The sequence below is a fragment of the Vreelandella subglaciescola genome (assembly GCF_900142895.1).
Lineage (GTDB): Bacteria > Pseudomonadota > Gammaproteobacteria > Pseudomonadales > Halomonadaceae > Vreelandella > Vreelandella subglaciescola.
This window is the reverse complement of sequence record NZ_LT670847.1, coordinates 275,521-291,457: the sequence shown is the minus strand read 5'-3', so window position 1 is coordinate 291,457 and position 15,937 is coordinate 275,521. Positions and strand designations below refer to the sequence as shown.

The window sequence follows — 15,937 nt, the reverse complement described above, 5'->3', positions numbered from 1 at the left end:
ACGACAGCATCATCACTGATACTCCTCTTGCCAGATTGGCGCCGCTGAGCATTGGCTGGGAAATGCTGAGAGAGGCTTCGCTAATGCCGTGAGGGGTAACGAACACGCTGTAAGGACGGCTAGCGCAACAGGTTATGAGTCAGTTCAGTCACCGTTTGCAAGGCAACATGCCAGGATGCCGGGGTATCGTGATACACCAGCGGCCCAATAAAGCGCTCATAACGCACTTGATGAACGGGGTTGGTACGCAAACATTCAAGGCCATACAGTAGCTCGGGTATCGGCGCTGCCAAAAATTGTGGATGTTGACGCCCGAGTTGTTCCGCATCCGTCTGTACGACGTTGTGGATCAAGCTGCTCAATGCCGTGGCGTCGTAGCCGGATGCCGCGATGATGTGAAGGTCGTAGACGTGTCTGATCAGGGTTTCATCATCGTAGCAAGAACGGTCACGGCCAACATGCGCGGTGCGACGGAGCAACGCCACCAATTTTTCACTGATCGTGGCCTGTATAGAGACCACGGGAAAAGACGCTATTTCCGGGGAATGTTGCAAAGCATCGGCATACAGGGAACTGACAGAGCACGTTACGACAGGCTCAAACAACTCAGAGGCCGTGATATCCAGCTTCAAGTCTGGCCGAAGAGCGGAGATGCCAGCCTGCGTCCGGGGATAGCGAACCGTGAATTCGGCATAGCGGTATTCATTACGCTTGGCGATGCCATGCTCGGGGTCAAGCTCAAACACGGCGGATTCATGGATGAGCTGGGTAATCTCGGTTAACACCGCTTTGCGAGCCGCCTTCAAGGCGGTTCTCGACATCTCCTCTGCCACGCCTTCACGAGCCACCAGCTTGATATCGATATCCTCGGACATACGGAAAAGGTTGCGATGTGCTTTTGCCAAGCTCGTTCCACCCGCAAACACCAGAGTGAAACGCGCTGAGTGAAGCCCTGACAACAAGCTCAGCAACTGTACGGCGTACGCATCCTTTTCCACGATGGCAGGGCTATCAATGCCCAGTGCATCGGCTACGTCAGGAAATAACCCCGGATCAATGTTCATGCTGAAGCGCGCTCAATACCCAAGCGGTATTTTCCGTAGGCAATACGCCGCTGAAACGGTCCCTTTACCCTGACCACGACGCGCGCGGGAATTTGCGTGCTGCCCGCCTGATAGGCTTTTTCCGCGCTGGCAGGTTCCCATTGTACGCCCAGGCGATTTAGCGCCTCCTTGGCGACCTGAGTAAAGCCGCCAGGGGCTGCCAGCATCGGTTGGCCGGTAATGCGGTTTTGACGCGCTTTGGCATAGAGTCCTTTGCCGACGCGAACCACACGCCCTTGGGCTTCCAGTTGCCGAAGCGCCCGGCCGACTTGGTCGTAGTCACCCAACACGGCGAAGTCGTCGCGCAGAAATACCGTCCGCCGACTCTTGCGGATCTTATCGCGTATGCGGGTTTTAAGGGGTTCAGTGCGCATGTCACACCTCCAGACGCCGAGCTCTCATGACTCATAGTCTATAACGCCCACTGTAAAGAGGCAAAAACACGACAACAAAAATCGCATTAATTAAAATAAAATTATTATATATCATGGCCTTATATAATATATTGTGACCCAAAATACGCCGCGCCCCGCGCTTGGCGATCACCCCGTACAGGAGCCCTGCTCATGCTTGCTCGTTTTCAGGACTGGCTGGCATAGCATGAGTGAAGGCGACGTGCTCGCGCGGGGCGATTTTTTGGCGCCACCGGGTATTGGCAGGGAGATGCTGAAAGAGGTGCAAGGTGAGCACCTGCTGGCGGGAATGCCTGAAGGCGTGCGCGCGGTGATTCGCGTGGCCCCTTTTCTGGGCGTGGAGCTGGCTCAGGTATGCAGCCGGTTTGCTGCCGCGCGCGATCTGGCAGTCAGCGCGCCGCTATTGCTGGTGCTACTGGTGGAGCGCGGTGCCCTTGAGGCATGGTCGCCCGAGACCTTTTGCAGCGATACGGTTTCTATCCCGAACCGCCGCTGCCGGGGAACGCCTGCATTGAGCCGATCATCAGCTGGGACGGGCTGCTACAAGAAGGACGCCACATGCAGCACTGCGTCGGCGCCTACCACGGCACCGTGGCGGCGGGTCAGGTGGCGCTTTATCACATGCACGACCCTGAATCCGTGACCGTAGCGCTACGCCCCCAAGGCGCTTCATGGGTGCTCAGCGAGGCCAGCGGCACGGCTAACGCCAGACCCTCAACGGCGGCGTTGAGCAAGATTCAGGCATGGCTTGAGCAAGCAACAAGGGATGAAACTGTTTTTAAATCAGCCTTATAAAACTGTTGGCTTTGTCTATCTAACCATATTGGCAGGCATGCGTCCTGCCCTGTCGCACCCATCGCCTAGCCTGTTGCCATTCACTGGGTTTTTCGGATGGTAGCAAATGAATACGCTCAACACGGTAGCTCCTGACCACACCTCATCTCTCAACCGTTGCTCATCTCACCCTACTCCTGCGTTGAGTGCTGCGCTTTCATCGCAAGCCGATCAAGAACTGGAAAAATGGCAGCAGGACCGCAAGCATTGGGAAGACGCTTTGCCAGTATTGGGCTGGCTCAGCCACTGCCTGACGTTACAGCCGGTTGAGCAACCAGGGTTTACCACCGTCAGTACCGATGGCCGCTATCTGTATTTTTGCCCCGTGTATAGCGCAACGCTAACCGATACTGAGCGCCGCTTTTGGCACGCACACCTGATCTGGCACTGTGTTGCCGGCCACCTGTATGCACCGTTAGGCGTACATGCCCATCGCTGGCACCTTGCCTGCGACCACGAAATCAACAGCCTGTTGCTGGCGCTTGATGTGCCGCTTTCTGATAACGCCGTGCTATTTCCCGCACGCTGCGGACACAGTGCCTTGCAGGTGTACCACTGGCTGGCGGACCACCCTTCGCCACAGAGTGAATCCACGCCGGATATTCATCCGGCAGCCCTTTGGCTATACGGGGCTTCCGCCTTGGCTGATCCTGCGCTTATTGCCCTGTGGCGACGCCGAGCGCATTTAGCCGCGCGTGAGATACCGGCACTGCCCACTATGGTCGCCGCGTTTTGTGTATCGCGCTAAACTGTGCATTAGCTTTATGTGATTATTGCCACGGCATTCTCAGCAGCTTCTCCATGACTATCTCCACAACGGTCATCAAGCCAGTCACCCAAACAATCATCACAAGGGGCACCATGTCTGATCTGCGCGATACGCTGTTTCGTTATTTGACGCTGCTGCAACTGATTCCGCGTTATCCGGGGCGTGCTTCTACGCCGGTGCTGAAGGAAAAGCTGGCCGAGCGTGGCTTTCAGATTGATTCTCGCTCGCTCCAGCGCGATTTGCGCGACCGCCTTTCCGTGCACTTTCCGCTGGTCTGCGACGACAGCCAAAAGCCCTATCGTTGGTATTTTGATCGGGATTTTCATTGCAACCTACCTGCACTGGACGTGCCCAGTGCGCTCACGCTGGTACTTGCCGAAGAGTACCTCAAGGGCCTGCTACCACCGGTGGTTATCGGTCAGCTGTCGCCGCACTTTACCGATGCCCGTCGGCTGCTGGATGAGCTGTCGTCCAACGGGCTGAGCCGCTGGGCACGCAAGGTGCGCGCGATTCCCAACGGCAAGGCGCTGATTCCAGCCGAGTTGAATGCAGATACTTGGCAAGTAGTCACTGAGGCGCTGCTGGAGCAAAAGGCCATCGACGTGACCTATCTGTCGCGCAGCAGTGAAACCGAGAAACCGTTGACGCTACACCCCCAAGGGATGGTCAGCCGGCACAGCGTGACCTACCTGCTGGCCACGGTGAACAGCTACGCCGATATTCGTCAGTTCGCGCTGCATCGAGTCAGGCACGCAGCGTTAAGCGAGCAGCCGTGGCGCGCCAGAGAAGACTTCAATATTGATACATACATTCAAGGCGGCGCTTTTGGTTACCGGCAAGGAGCGCACGACGTTACCTTGAGCGCGGATATCGCTCGGTCAGTCGCTTGGCTTTTGCAGGAAACGCCGCTCTCCCACGAGCAGTCCATCGAAGCACTTCCAGGCTCGGACTGGTACCGCTTAACTGCCCGTGTCCCCGACGATCAACAAACACTCTGGTGGCTAATGGGGCTCGGCGCCAACGTCAAGGTACTGGCGCCCAGTGCATGGCGCGACGAGCTAAAAGCCACCGCCGAGCGGGTGCTGGCGCACTATGCGGATGATGCCTCGGCTGTCCACGACGATACTTAAAGCGATCTAATTGAAGCGGACACCCCGATAAGCTTCACCATATAGGCAGTGGCCGTAAATACTTGACCATTACACTCGATCTCAGCATAACCAGATGGCATTAGCTCAGTCACTGGGAAGTAACTCAGCTTCAAGGGTCGCTCGGCATTCTTCAGTGAGAGCCGACAGACAGCGATCATGTTGTAGAAGCTGAAGTGCCTCGCAGATGGCCGCATACAAGGCTTCCTGCTGGTCCTCAATGGTCTGAGTACCGCGCAAAACGTCCAACAGCGGGGTTTCCAGGTAGATGGGATGATAATTATTGGAGCGATCTTCCTCTCTATGGTGATAAAACGACCAACGTGTGCTTGGTGCTCCCTCTCTCAGGGACTCCACCAGAGAGAGGTAACTTGGCAGATAACTGTAGGTCTGATGCAGCGCGTGCGAGAAATCCAAAATCATCTGCAGCATGACCTGATCGGGATGGCGATGCTGTACCGAGTGATCGGTCCCATCCAGGATGACGCCAACAAAGATCCCAGGCATCCATTTGACGGGGCCAGACGCATGCACTAGCTCAAAGCCAAGGCGTCCCCACCGATAATTCTTCATGGAACTCTCGTATCCACCTTCAAGCGGCCAGTGCCTGCCGGCTAGAGGAGAAAGAGCCTGCGAAATCTGGTTTGGCAACTTTCCAGCGATAGGATAATAGCGGATGGCCTGATGGTCGATGGGAGCAGCGGGATGCAGTCCCTCATGGCGCAATAGGGCCAAAAAGCTGTCGATATGAAACTGCTCGGTCGCGTTATCGCATTGGCCGACATACTCTTCCAGTGCGGTGTAGATGTGGTGCCAACAGAGGCAGCCATCGGCTTCGGAGCGATGTTGATCAAAGGTCGTACTGATCACAACGACTCTAGCTTCTTGGCCCTCAAAGTGGTTCTGGGCAAGTTCTTGGTAGCGGAGAACCTGCTCCTGATGCAGTGCGGCATGCACCTTGTGCTCGAACAGGATCGCCCCGCCCGCCCATTGCGCCAGCATGTCTAGGCGAGCTCCGGGATAGGCTACTTGGGTGTCCCAAGTCACATCGCACATTGGAACATCGATTCTGCGGTCCGCTCGCATGCGCATGACGGTAGTTTCAAGCACCTTTGCAGCCACTCCTTCCACATTGCGTAGCAGCCAGGCAAAAACCTCAGTGATGAAATCCTCAAGAGAGTCACGCCCCTCCCGGGGGCGATACTGTCGAAGGCTAACCAATAGAGAATCGTCCATATAGCATCCTTGTCGATGATAGAGCCCGGCTACATTAGCACAGGTTGGATCATACGCTTGGAAGAGTAGCGTGATAGCCATTTATCTTGCAGTACAACGGCCCAAGGTTTGGCTTGAGCTGAGCTGGCGAAGATAGCAAATCATGGCACCCAGCAGTTCGGGGGTTGCTGGTGGTAAGACTTGGCCAAAGCAATGACTGATATTCTCTGTTCTGACTTCCTTGCCACACCGTTCGAATTAGAGCTACACAAACGTCAGCAGGATGGTTGACATGCTTAGCCTGAGATGAAAAACAACGTGGGATATTCATGGACACAACGCTTCACTGCCTCAAGGTCAAAATTTGCCGTAAAATTCACTTTTTATTTTGTGACAAGCTCGTCAGGCCACAATTGACGCCAAACGACATTATTCTCTCTTCAAAAACCGCTACAAGCCGCATCATGGCGGGGATTAACGGCATTTTGTGCCACATAAGAAAAAATAAGAAAATCGACTTCAATCAGCCTCATAACCCGAAGGTCATCGGTTCAAATCCGGTCCCCGCTACCACTATTTCGAGAGGCAGATCAGTTACTTACTGGTCTGCCTTTTTTGTTGCGTGTGTGCCTAGCCCGAAGGTCATCGGTTCGCTCTTGTTTCACACCGGCGGTCCCCGCTACCACTATTTAAAGAGGCAGATCAGTTACTTACTGGTCTGCCTTTTTTGTTGCGTGTGTGCCTAGGTTCTGTCTGAAAAGTCGACCCTCATACATCGTTCGATGCAGGCCAGCGTGACCATCGCTCTGTAACTGCTGGCAAGCTTGTCGTAGCGAGTATTCAGCCGACGCTTTTCCTTGAGCCAGCCAAACAGACGCTCTACCACGTTGCGCTGACGGTATTTGGGTCTATCAAACTGATGCGGCAGGCCTGGCCTCGGGCGTCGATGCATGCGCCGTCTGGGGATGATCGGGCGCATACCGTAACGTGTGCAGTAATGTCGTAATGCATCGCTGTCGTAGCCCTTGTCCGCCACAAGATAGCGGCTGCGCTTGCGAGGACGACCCGCACGCCCCGGCAATCGAACCTTCTCCAGTAGCTCCGTTAAGTAGGTCGAATCCGCGCGCTGGCCTGCAGACAAAGAAAATGTGATGGGAACGCCCTGGCTGTCACACAGCAGGTGGATCTTCGTGGTCAACCCGCCACGACTGCGGCCGAGTGCATGATCCAGCGGTTCTATTGACCCCCCTTTTTGCCGGCACCGCTGGCCGACCGGGTTGCTCTGATGGACGTCGAATCCACCATCCAAGTATTGAGGTCCATATAGCCATCTTCACGCAGACGCAGATGTAGGCGGGACAGAATGTGGTCGAACGTGCCGTCGTCACGCCACTGTCGGAAGCGCTGATAGACGGTTTTCCACGGACCATAACGCTCCGGCAGGTCGCGCCACTGTGCCCCGGCGCAGAGAATCCACAGAATGCCGTTGAGCATCTGGCGATCATCCCGGCGTGGGCGTCCCATAGCCTGCGGCGGAGAAACAATATCTTCGATCACTTGCCAGCGCTGATCGGAAAGTTCGTAACGGCCTGCCATAGCGGTCTCCTGCTCAATCAACAGGGACAGCATAACAGCCATGACTTTTCGGACAGAACCTAGCGGAGCTGCTTTTTTGTCGATAAGTACTGATAGGCAAGCGTTGACAGAGGTAGGCTTGAAAGAACAGTAACTCTCTTAAAAGGTAAATCGAATACTTCTTTTGTAAGCGTCCGGCCATCACGCCTTGCTAATTGTCGGGTCCCGCATGATTAATTACGCGTTTCCGGAATAATTCGGGGCGATCTTGCTGCCATTGCTTCATTGCACCAATCGGCGTCCGGTGGTGCAAGGCTTTTTGATTGATATGGTGATTATACAACCAGTTATAGCGCTTGAGCGTGGTCTCTAGGTCATCCCGAGAGTCAAATCGGTGCGTATTCAACACATCACTGATGCGGCCATTGAAGCGCTCTACCATGCCGTTAGTTTGCGGCCGGTAAGGGGGTATCAGACGGTGCTCCACCGCGTGATGCTCACAGAACTGATCCACCCGATGTTTGCCAGTAGGTCGACGTTCTCCCCCTGCCGCAAAACGGTCAGTGAAACACTTGCCATTGTCTGTCAGCAACGTTTTGATTTTGAACGGGGCTTGCTCGCGAACGTGATGTAAAAAGACCTCAGCATCGTTGGCGGACTGATGTTGACGCACCTCCAGATAAACCCAGCGGGTTGCCCGGTCAATAGCCACGAAGAGATAACGCCTCTGGTCTTCGTCAGGCATCTTGGGAAGGTATTTGACGTCAACATGAACGTAGCCCGGCTCATAGTCCTTGAACGGCTTGTAAGGCGGTTTTTGAGCTGCCTTCTCCTGCTTGTTCAAGGTGGCAAGGCTAGGCAAACCACGGCGTTTCAGCAGGCGTTCAAGAGCAGAGCGCGACAGGTCGGGATGGAGAAACTCCTTGGCCACTGTCAGCAAATCGTCAACGCTCAAGCGCAGGGACTCGCGCAGTGCCACCACGATCTCTTCTTGTGCCGGCGATAGGGTTGTCAGCAGATGGTGGCGCGTGTGCGAGCGGTCATGCTGAGTCGTGCGATAGCGCCATCGGGCAATGGTGGGACACGACACATGATAGCGCCGGGCCAATTCACTATCGCTGACTGCCGTCGGCGCTTGCTGAATCTCCTGACGGGTGCGTGGTGTTGTAGTGGCCGTTTTATGCAGTTTGATATCCATCTCGCTGCTCCTGGATAAATTGCGCAATGAGGTCGCGCGCTGCCAACAGAGGATAACTCCTATGGCTTAATCTATCATCCGGGGCTCTACAGCTAATGACCGTCGGTTTCCAGTTGTGCGGTAGCAACTCATCAATGGCGTTGTTCTTCTGCGTCGGCAGCCTCGTCAACACGTCTTTTAGATAGGCATACGGGTCGTGCCCATTGAGCTTGGCGGACTGGATTAGCGTCATCACCGCCGCCGCACGCTGGCCACTTCTCAGTGAGCCCGCGAACAGCCAGTTGGAACGCCCCAGTGCCCACGGGCGTATCTGGTTTTCCACCCGGTTATTATCGATAGGCACCGCGCCATCATCGAGATAGCGCGTCAGCGCTTTCCAGCGTTTGAGACTGTAATCCAACGCCCTGGCGGTGCCGGAACCATCCGGCACTTTCTGTCGTTGAGCCAGCATCCATTGATGCAGCGCATCGGCAATGGGCCGGGCCTTTTTATCTCTGATGGACTGCCGTTTATCCGGGGGCAGGTCTTTGGCTTCCCGCTCGATCTGGTACAGCTGACCGATGTATTCGAGCGCTTGTGCCGCAAGGGTGCTCTTATGGGTCTGGTGAAGGTCGTAGAACTTGCGGCGGGCATGAGCCATGCAGCCGATTTCGGTGATGCCGTTACCGAAGCCGGCCTTGTAACCTGAATAATCGTCGCAGACCAGCTTGCCTTGCCAGTCGCCCAGGAAGGTACGAGCGTGCGCACCGGCGCGGCTGGGGGCGAACGCGTAAATCACCGCGTTGAGATCTGAAAACGGTGTCGTGCAGTACGCCCAGACGTAGGCGCGATGGGTTTTCTTCTTGCCCGGGGCCAGCATGCTGACCGGTGTTTCGTCGGCGTGCAGGACATTGCGTTGCAGAAGGATGTCTCTCAGTGCATCCACCAACGGCTGCAACTGGACCCCGCCGTTGCCTACCCACGCTGCCAGGGTGGAACGCGGGATGGTAAGACCGGCGCGACCGAAGATACGTTCCTGACGATACAGCGGCAAATGATCCGAGTATTTGGCGACCAGCACTTGAGCCAGCAACCCGGCAGTCGGAATGCCTTTGTCGATGACCTGGGCCGGTGCCGGCGCCTGGATTAGGGTGTCGCACTGTTTACAGGCCCATTTACCCCGAATATGGCGCTCGACCGTGAACTCGCCAGGGACGTAATCCAGCTTTTCACTGATGTCTTCCCCCACACGCTTGAGCTGGCAGCCGCAGCGGCACTGGGTGTTCTCAGGCTCGTGGTGGATCAAGGTGCGGGGCAGCTCGGGCGGCAGTGGCGCCCGCCTGGGCTGTTTTTTAGGTGGGGCCGGTGCGTCATCGGCGGTTAGCTGTGCCAGTTCAGCTTCGATGGCGGCAAGGTCGCCGTCGACCAGCTCATCCAGCAGGCTGCCCTGAGCCGCGTCCCGTTGTTCGCTGCGTTGGGCATACTGGTGGCGCTTGAGAATGGCCACTTCGTGAGTCAGTTTTTCGATAACCGCATCGCGGTGAACGAGCGTCCGATCTTTATGCTCCACGCGATCGAACAGCGCCGCTGCGAGTGCGCGGAGCTGGTCGGGGGAGAGATGGTCAAGATCGGGACGTTGTGACATGGTGAGCAGTATGCCAAGCCACGGCCACCGTGGCGATGCGCCCTTCTGATCATGGTCAGAAGGCTCGACGTGTGGTTACAGCACCGAGATAACGCCGGCGGCACCCAGGCGCTGCCAGGGAAGCCCCTGAACCAGAGCGGCCAGCTGCTCATCGGTCAAACGCAGTTGATCACCGCGCCAGGATTCGCCCCAGTGGAACTTGCCACGATTCAGGCGGCGGGCACAGAGCCAGACGCCCAGACCATCGTGGATCAGCACCTTCATCCGATTGCCGCGTTTATTGGCGAACAGGTAAGCACAGTGTGGCCTGGCCGAGCCGAACACTTGCACCACACGCGCTAACGCCGTGTCTGGTCCAGCGCGCATGTCTAATGGCTCTGTGGCCAGCCAGATTTCATCGATGCGGATCATTGCAGCAGGTTCCGTAGAAGCGCCACGCACTGATGCGCCTGGTCGGCTGGCCATTCCACCACAACCGGGCCGCCGGCCCGGGGGATTTCGATACGGATGGTGCCCGGTTTTTCTACGACCGGGGGCGTCGCCGCCGGTGCATTGATAGGCACAAACGCGGGCGACAGGTTTTTACCTGTTTGCTTCGCCTCGCTGATCCAGCGCCGAAGCAAGTTGGCGTTGAGGTCATTATCCAAAGCAACACGGGCAACAGACGTTCCAGGCTGTTGGCTTTCAGCCACCCGTTGGGCCTTGAATTCTGGGGTGTATTGCCGGCGCTTGCGGTAAGGTCGGAGTGCTCTTGTGTCGCTCATGATTAGTGTCCACCAAGGAATAAGTGGACACTATCTTGCCGGCTGCGGCACCAGGCTCAAGATGGGATTACCAGACGCTTACCTTCTTTTTTTAATAAGAGGCATTTAAAAAGCATTTTTATAATAGCCGACAAAAATCACCAAACCAGGTAAAGAGACAAAAATAAAACGTGCTTCTTTTGATCCACATCAATAAAAGCTCAATTGAGGCAATACCTCTCTTATCACTATCGCTCTTATCCTTTAGCGTGGAAAAAATCGCGCAGGAGAAGCCAGGTCATTCACCGATGGTTGGCGAAGCAGACCGTCGGTCCCGAGCGGGATACTGCGTAAGTTATGCGCATCACCATTGCGGCAACCATGGGAGCGATCCATGCCAAGCAAAGGCAAGAAAATTTCCGTTTCGGTGGTGGTGTTAGCCATCATCGGCATCGCCGGATTCCTCGTCCTGACCTCCCCTTGGATGTGGTCAGCGACACACGATATTCCCGATATTGAAAGCGCCGAGGGCGAGGCGGATATCGACAACGGCCGGCGCATCTTCGTCGCCTCCGACTGCGCCACCTGCCACGCTACCACCGACCAGGCAAGTGACGAGCAGCTGGGCGGTGGCATGGTGCTGGATACCGCCTTCGGCGAGTTTCACATGCCCAACATTTCGCCCGACCCGGAGCACGGCATCGGCGGCTGGTCCCTGGCCGAGTTTGACCGCGCGCTGCGCGAGGGCGTCAGTCCCAGCAGCATCTGGCCCGACGGCAAAAACCTCTATCCGGCATTTCCCTATACCTCCTATGTCCGCATGGAGCCGGAAGACGTGCGCGACCTCTACGCCTACATGATGGAGCTGCCCGCAAGCGACAAGGCAGTGCCCGATCACGAGCTCAAGTTCCCCTACAACCTGCGCCGGGGGATCGGTGTCTGGCGGCTTGCCTTTCTCAACGACAAAAGCACCGAAGAAGTCGGCGTCAGCGCTGACAATCTGCCGGAAGGCGTCGACCGCCAGCAGTTTGAAAAGGGCCGCTACCTGGTGGAAGGCGCCGGCCACTGCGTGGAATGCCACTCGCCGCGCACCTTCATGGGTAACGTGCCCGGCGACAAGCGCTACGCCGGCGGTGAAAACCCCGAAGGCACCGGCCACTACCCAAACATCACCCCGGACGAGACCGGCATCGGCTTCTGGTCGGCCGCCTCCATCGCCAACTACCTGCATACCGGCATCAACCCGATCGGGCGCAATGCCGGCGGCGACATGGCAGAAGTCATCGACAACACCTCGCAGCTGCCCTGGGAAGACCTGCAGGCCATGGCGGTATACCTGAACCATTTGCCGGCCATCGATAACCCGGCTCCGGGCATGCCCGAACCCAACCGCACCGAAGAAGTCGTGATGCTCGACACCATAGTGGACAACCGGCCGCCGCTGCCGACCAGCGAGCCACAGAAGATTGACGTGGGCGATAACGTCTATGTGGCTGGCACCAAGTCGTTGTATCTTTCGTCAGAAGAGCAAGATGGCGAGAGCGAAGACGGCAAGCTGCTGGGTGGCGCTTCCCTTGAAGTTCTGAGCCGGGAAAACGACAGGCTCAAGTTCGAGATTACGGGCTGGCAGCCGGAGAACTCGCCCACGGTGATTTATCAGGAAAAGGGCCAGCGGGTGATCATGGCTGCCCTGGGCGACAAGGCTATTGAGGCCACCCGGCGCGGCGAAAGCGAAACCGACCCCAATACTGATCAGGTATGGCGTCCCGTCACTCTGGAGGCCTGGTCCCAAGCCGACGAGGTCAATCGCGATCTGGATGAGCTATGGAGCTACAGCCAAGAGGCTTATCAAACCAGCTGCTCGTCTTGCCACACGCTTCCCGATAAAGAGCACTACACCGCTAACCAGTGGGTTGGCACGCTCAAGTCCATGAAGCGCTTCACTTCCTTCAGCGATGACGAGTATCGCCTGATTCTTGCGTACTTGCAGAACCACTCTAGCGACCTGACGCCCGAGGAAACTGGTAGGGCAGTGCCGGAACATGCCGGTGAAGGAGTGCCGCAATGAGCCGTGACACCGTAACTGATACTGGCGCGCTGATAGCCGGGGCAGACTGGCTTGGCGGGGTGTTTATAGCCCCACCCACCGCCGAGCAGGTGAAAGAGTTCACCGCCCCAGCCGGCCGCAACGCTCTAGTCCAAATGGGGGAACAGCTGAATGCCCGGGAAGCGACTCGGGCCTTGGAACAGGCCCTTACCGGGGAAGCGCCCGCACCACTGACTGTCACGCTTCAGCGCCGCTACACAGCGCTGTTCGAAGGGATTTTCCGGCACCGCGCCGTGCTGCCCTACGAAAGTGCTTGGCAGCCCGGCACCAGCGGCACGGTACTCGGCGGCACGCCGATCCCCGACATGGCAGCCACGCTGCGCGCCCTCGACCTGCATGTCAGCGGCGATTGCCACGAACCTGCCGACCACCTAGCCATCGAACTTGCGGCCCTCACCATGGCGCTGCGCGACGGTCAAGACACCATCGCCCGGGAAATGACGTGCCGGCTGCAACGCTGGGTGCCGGCCTTCTGCGCGGCGCTAGCCCACCAGGATACCGGCGGGTTTTATGCCGCCGCCGGAGATTTACTGCTTGCCCTGATCCGCGAGACCGCTGTTTCGCTCGGGGAAGAAAAAACAGTAGTGACCGAACGAATGGAAGGAGAGTTCGCATGAGTACCAAGTATCCCGATGCTTCCGTCAACGCCTTATCCCGGCGCCGTTTTCTACAGGGCTCTGCCGCCACGGTGGCGCTGGGTTCCATGCCGTTCTCGATGTCCTTGCTAAGCCGTGGCGCGCTGGCCCAGACCGGGCGACAGGAAATTCTCTCTGGCTGCCACTGGGGGGTCTTCAAGGGCATCGTCGAGGACGGCCGCGCCGTCGAATTCAAACCCTGGGCAGGGGATCCGCAACCCTCGCCGCAGCTCGAGGGGGTGCGGGATTCGATCTACTCAGCCTCGCGTATCCGCTACCCGATGGTGCGTCGCGCCTGGCTCGAGCAGGGTCCCGGTGCCGATCCGGCCGGTCGTGGTAGCGGCGATTTCGTGCGCGTCTCCTGGGACAAGGCGATCGAGCTGGTCGCCAACGAAATCACCCGCGTGCGTGAGAAACATGGACAGCAGGCGGTCTTCGGCGGCTCCTATGGCTGGAAAAGCCCCGGCAGGCTTCACAACTGCCAGACTTTGTTGAAAAGAATGCTCAATCTGACCGGCAGCTTTACCTCGAGTACCGGTGACTATTCGACTGGTGCGGCTCAGGTCATTTTGCCCTACGTCTCGGGGTCGATCGAAGTTTATGAACAGTGCACCACCTACCCGGTGCTCGCCGAGAATACCGATCTTATGGTGTTCTGGGGCTGTGATCCCAGGAACAACTCCCAGATCTCCTGGCAGGTGGCCGATCATGGGGCCTACCCGGGCATCGAGGCGCTCAAGGAAGCCGGCGTCAAGGTCATTTCCATCGATCCGCTCAAGACCGATACCTGCGAGTATCTTGACGGCGAGTGGCTTTCGCCCAAGCCGCAGACGGACGTCGCGCTGATGCTGGGCATCGCCCACACGCTCTACAGCGAGGACCTGCACGATCAGAAATTCCTCGATCGCTATACCAGCGGGTTCGATGAGTTCAAGCCCTACTTGACCGGCGAATCGGACGGACAATCCAAGGATGCCGACTGGGCTGCGGACATTTGCGGACTCGATGCCGATACCATTCGCGATCTGGCCCGGCGTTTCGCCAATAACCGCACCATGCTGGCGCTCGGCTACGCCACCCAGCGCCAGCACCACGGTGAGCAGTCCACCTGGATGCTCGTCACCCTGGCCTGCATGCTCGGACAGATCGGTTTGCCCGGCGGCGGTTATGGCCTGAGCTATCACTATTCTTCCGGCGGGGCGCCGACCCATGCAAGCCCCATCCTGCAAAGCATCAATGATGCCTCCGGTGCCAAGGCTTCCGGCCAAGCGTGGTTAGCCAGCGGCGGCAGCGTCTCGATTCCGGTGGCGCGCTTCGTCGAAACGCTCTTGAATCCCGGTGAAACGATGCAGTTCAACGGTAGGGAAATCGAGCTGCCATTGATCAAGCTCGCTTATTGGGCGGGGGGCAATCCCTTCGCGCACCACCAGGATCGCAACGAGATGCTCAGAGCCTGGCGTGAGCTCGATACCTTCATCGTCAACGACTTCCAGTGGACCGCGACCGCGCGGCATGCCGATATCGTCCTGCCCACGACCACCTCCTACGAGCGCAACGACATCGAGCAAGTCGGCGATTACGCCCTGAGTCATATCGTGGCGATGAAGAAGATCGTCGAGCCGCAGTTCGAGGCGCGTAACGACTTCGACATCTTTGCCACCATCGCGGACAAGATGGGCAAGGGCTATGAATTCACCCAGGGGCGCACGGAGATGGACTGGATTCGCGGGTTCTACGAGGCCGCCAAGATCGAATCCCGAGCCAAGGGCATGGAAATGCCGGTCTTCGACGTCTTCTGGGAATCGAACGAGCCGCTCGCCTTCCCGCTGAAGGACGAGCAGAAGTACTTCGTCAGGCACCAGACCTTCCGCGAAGACCCGATCCTCAACGCCTTGGGCACGGCCACCGGCAAGTTCGAGATCTACTCCCGGGCCATTGCCGAGTACAACTACGACGACTGCCCGCCGCACCCGACCTGGCTTGAGCCCATCGAGCGCCTGGACGGCCCTACTACTCGCTATCCGCTGAGCATTGCCAGCAAACACCCTCGCGGCCGCCTGCACTCGCAGATTTGCGGCACTGCTTTCCGTGAAACTTATGCGGTGCAGGGGCGTGAGCCCTGCTGGCTCAATCCCCGGGATGCAAGGGAGCGCGACATCAAGAACGGCGACGTCGTGCGGGTCTTCAACGATCGCGGGCAGCTGCTCGCCGGCGCGGTCATCACCAAGGACATCATGCCCGGCGTTATCCGCGTTCAGGAAGGCGGCTGGTTCGATCCTGTCAACCCGCGTGAAATCGGCAGCCTATGTAGCTACGGTGACGTCAACGTCCTGACGCCGGGCATCGCCACCTCCAAACTAGCCCAGGCCAACTGCGGGCAGACCGGCGTCGCCGACGTCGAGAAGTTTACCCATGATCTGCCCGAGATAACGGTGTTTTCCCAACCGTTACCACGCAACGCCGGCTGATGCTGGCATAGCGCAGTGCTCTGACCCTTAACCGGGCCGCCAATGCGGCCCGGTTTTTTCTTGCTCGACGCTGTGCCCGGGCAAATTCTGAATGTGCTTCTATAG

Annotated in this window: 14 protein-coding genes, 1 tRNA gene and 1 pseudogene; 8 read left to right on the top strand and 8 right to left on the bottom strand. The window is 57.7% G+C overall.

Going from position 1 to position 15,937, the window contains the following annotated elements; genetic code table 11:
* Positions 1-119: 119 nt before the first annotated feature.
* Both B5495_RS01280 and B5495_RS01275 read right to left on the bottom strand, forming a co-directional pair.
* A complete protein-coding gene (locus B5495_RS01280) occupies positions 120-1,064 on the bottom strand; it encodes a nucleotidyl transferase AbiEii/AbiGii toxin family protein (RefSeq protein ID WP_079550632.1) in 945 nt (314 codons plus the stop codon).
* Entirely contained in the window at positions 1,061-1,477 is a 417-nt protein-coding gene (locus tag B5495_RS01275) for a DUF6088 family protein (protein ID WP_079550629.1), read from the bottom strand. Before B5495_RS01275 ends, B5495_RS01280 begins: the two co-directional genes overlap by 4 nt.
* A 226-nt stretch (positions 1,478-1,703) precedes the next feature.
* Between B5495_RS01275 and B5495_RS14880 the strand changes: the two genes are divergently transcribed.
* From B5495_RS14880 to B5495_RS01260, 4 genes are all read left to right on the top strand, one after another.
* The gene (locus B5495_RS14880) at positions 1,704-2,159 is read left to right on the top strand and encodes a hypothetical protein (protein ID WP_231897210.1); all 456 of its coding nucleotides are present in this window, start codon (positions 1,704-1,706) and stop codon (positions 2,157-2,159) included.
* A complete protein-coding gene (locus B5495_RS15085; protein ID WP_422822028.1) occupies positions 2,075-2,311 on the top strand; it encodes a hypothetical protein in 237 nt (78 codons plus the stop codon). Before B5495_RS14880 ends, B5495_RS15085 begins: the two co-directional genes overlap by 85 nt.
* 106 nt (positions 2,312-2,417) lie before the next feature.
* Complete coding sequence (locus B5495_RS01265; protein ID WP_079550624.1) at positions 2,418-3,098, top strand: DUF2201 family putative metallopeptidase; 681 nt, start codon at positions 2,418-2,420, stop codon at positions 3,096-3,098.
* Positions 3,099-3,211: 113 nt separating this feature from the next.
* Positions 3,212-4,249, top strand: a complete 1,038-nt coding sequence (locus tag B5495_RS01260; RefSeq protein WP_079550622.1) for a helix-turn-helix transcriptional regulator — start codon at positions 3,212-3,214, stop codon at positions 4,247-4,249.
* A 105-nt stretch (positions 4,250-4,354) separates the two neighbouring features.
* On the opposite strand, the gene B5495_RS01255 is transcribed toward B5495_RS01260, so the two are convergent.
* Positions 4,355-5,503: a PD-(D/E)XK nuclease family protein gene (locus B5495_RS01255; RefSeq protein ID WP_172824507.1), complete on the bottom strand. Its 1,149-nt coding sequence runs from the start codon at positions 5,501-5,503 to the stop codon at positions 4,355-4,357.
* 445 nt (positions 5,504-5,948) lie between these two features.
* On the opposite strand from B5495_RS01255, the gene B5495_RS14535 reads away from it, so the two are divergent.
* A tRNA-Met gene (locus tag B5495_RS14535) sits at positions 5,949-6,055 on the top strand.
* 169 nt (positions 6,056-6,224) lie between these two features.
* Here the strand turns inward: B5495_RS14535 and B5495_RS01250 are convergent.
* The 5 genes and pseudogenes from B5495_RS01250 to tnpA all read right to left on the bottom strand — a co-directional run bounded on the left by B5495_RS01250 (position 6,225) and on the right by tnpA (position 10,643).
* Positions 6,225-7,078, bottom strand: a protein-coding gene (locus B5495_RS01250; protein ID WP_154045165.1) for an IS5 family transposase whose coding sequence is annotated in 2 segments (ribosomal slippage) — positions 6,225-6,721 and positions 6,721-7,078 — 855 coding nt in all. Because the reading frame shifts where the segments join, the coding sequence is not laid out codon by codon here.
* A 190-nt stretch (positions 7,079-7,268) separates the two neighbouring features.
* Positions 7,269-8,255 carry an IS481 family transposase gene (locus B5495_RS01245; protein ID WP_079550619.1) on the bottom strand — a complete coding sequence of 329 codons (987 nt, stop codon included), beginning with the start codon at positions 8,253-8,255 and terminating at the stop codon, positions 7,269-7,271.
* A 103-nt stretch (positions 8,256-8,358) separates the two neighbouring features.
* Positions 8,359-9,879, bottom strand: a pseudogene (tnpC, locus tag B5495_RS01240) (IS66 family transposase); the annotation flags it as partial.
* 75 nt (positions 9,880-9,954) lie between these two features.
* Positions 9,955-10,290 (bottom strand): IS66 family insertion sequence element accessory protein TnpB, encoded by a 336-nt coding sequence (gene tnpB / locus B5495_RS01235; RefSeq protein ID WP_172824506.1) that lies wholly within the window; start codon positions 10,288-10,290, stop codon positions 9,955-9,957.
* Positions 10,287-10,643, bottom strand: coding sequence for an IS66-like element accessory protein TnpA (gene tnpA / locus B5495_RS01230; RefSeq protein WP_079550617.1), 357 nt, complete (start codon positions 10,641-10,643; stop codon positions 10,287-10,289). Before tnpA ends, tnpB begins: the two co-directional genes overlap by 4 nt.
* A gap of 373 nt (positions 10,644-11,016) precedes the next feature.
* Here tnpA and B5495_RS01225 point away from each other — a divergent pair, with 373 nt between their 5' ends.
* From B5495_RS01225 to torA, 3 genes are read left to right on the top strand one after another with little or no spacing between them, the layout of a single operon-like run.
* Entirely contained in the window at positions 11,017-12,690 is a 1,674-nt protein-coding gene (locus B5495_RS01225) for a c-type cytochrome (RefSeq protein ID WP_079550615.1), read from the top strand.
* A complete protein-coding gene (locus tag B5495_RS14530; RefSeq protein ID WP_154045161.1) occupies positions 12,687-13,346 on the top strand; it encodes a TorD/DmsD family molecular chaperone in 660 nt (219 codons plus the stop codon). The genes B5495_RS01225 and B5495_RS14530 overlap by 4 nt, the downstream gene beginning before the upstream one ends.
* A complete protein-coding gene (torA, locus tag B5495_RS01215; protein ID WP_079550613.1) occupies positions 13,343-15,832 on the top strand; it encodes a trimethylamine-N-oxide reductase TorA in 2,490 nt (829 codons plus the stop codon). Before B5495_RS14530 ends, torA begins: the two co-directional genes overlap by 4 nt.
* The last annotated feature ends 105 nt before the right edge of the window (positions 15,833-15,937 follow it).

Bases quoted from the DNA above. Each gene is read 5' to 3' on its own strand.
- B5495_RS01225 (WP_079550615.1), top strand. From the start codon at position 11,017: ATGCCAAGCAAAGGCAAGAAAATTTCCGTTTCGGTGGTGGTGTTAGCC.
- B5495_RS01245 (WP_079550619.1), bottom strand. From the start codon at position 8,255: ATGGATATCAAACTGCATAAAACGGCCACTACAACACCACGCACCCGT.
- B5495_RS14880 (WP_231897210.1), top strand. From the start codon at position 1,704: ATGAGTGAAGGCGACGTGCTCGCGCGGGGCGATTTTTTGGCGCCACCG.
- tnpA (WP_079550617.1), bottom strand. From the start codon at position 10,643: ATGAGCGACACAAGAGCACTCCGACCTTACCGCAAGCGCCGGCAATAC.
- B5495_RS01265 (WP_079550624.1), top strand. From the start codon at position 2,418: ATGAATACGCTCAACACGGTAGCTCCTGACCACACCTCATCTCTCAAC.
- B5495_RS15085 (WP_422822028.1), top strand. From the start codon at position 2,075: ATGCAGCACTGCGTCGGCGCCTACCACGGCACCGTGGCGGCGGGTCAG.
- B5495_RS01280 (WP_079550632.1), bottom strand. From the start codon at position 1,064: ATGAACATTGATCCGGGGTTATTTCCTGACGTAGCCGATGCACTGGGC.
- B5495_RS01255 (WP_172824507.1), bottom strand. From the start codon at position 5,503: ATGGACGATTCTCTATTGGTTAGCCTTCGACAGTATCGCCCCCGGGAG.
- B5495_RS01275 (WP_079550629.1), bottom strand. From the start codon at position 1,477: ATGCGCACTGAACCCCTTAAAACCCGCATACGCGATAAGATCCGCAAG.
- B5495_RS14530 (WP_154045161.1), top strand. From the start codon at position 12,687: ATGAGCCGTGACACCGTAACTGATACTGGCGCGCTGATAGCCGGGGCA.
- B5495_RS01260 (WP_079550622.1), top strand. From the start codon at position 3,212: ATGTCTGATCTGCGCGATACGCTGTTTCGTTATTTGACGCTGCTGCAA.
- torA (WP_079550613.1), top strand. From the start codon at position 13,343: ATGAGTACCAAGTATCCCGATGCTTCCGTCAACGCCTTATCCCGGCGC.
- tnpB (WP_172824506.1), bottom strand. From the start codon at position 10,290: ATGATCCGCATCGATGAAATCTGGCTGGCCACAGAGCCATTAGACATG.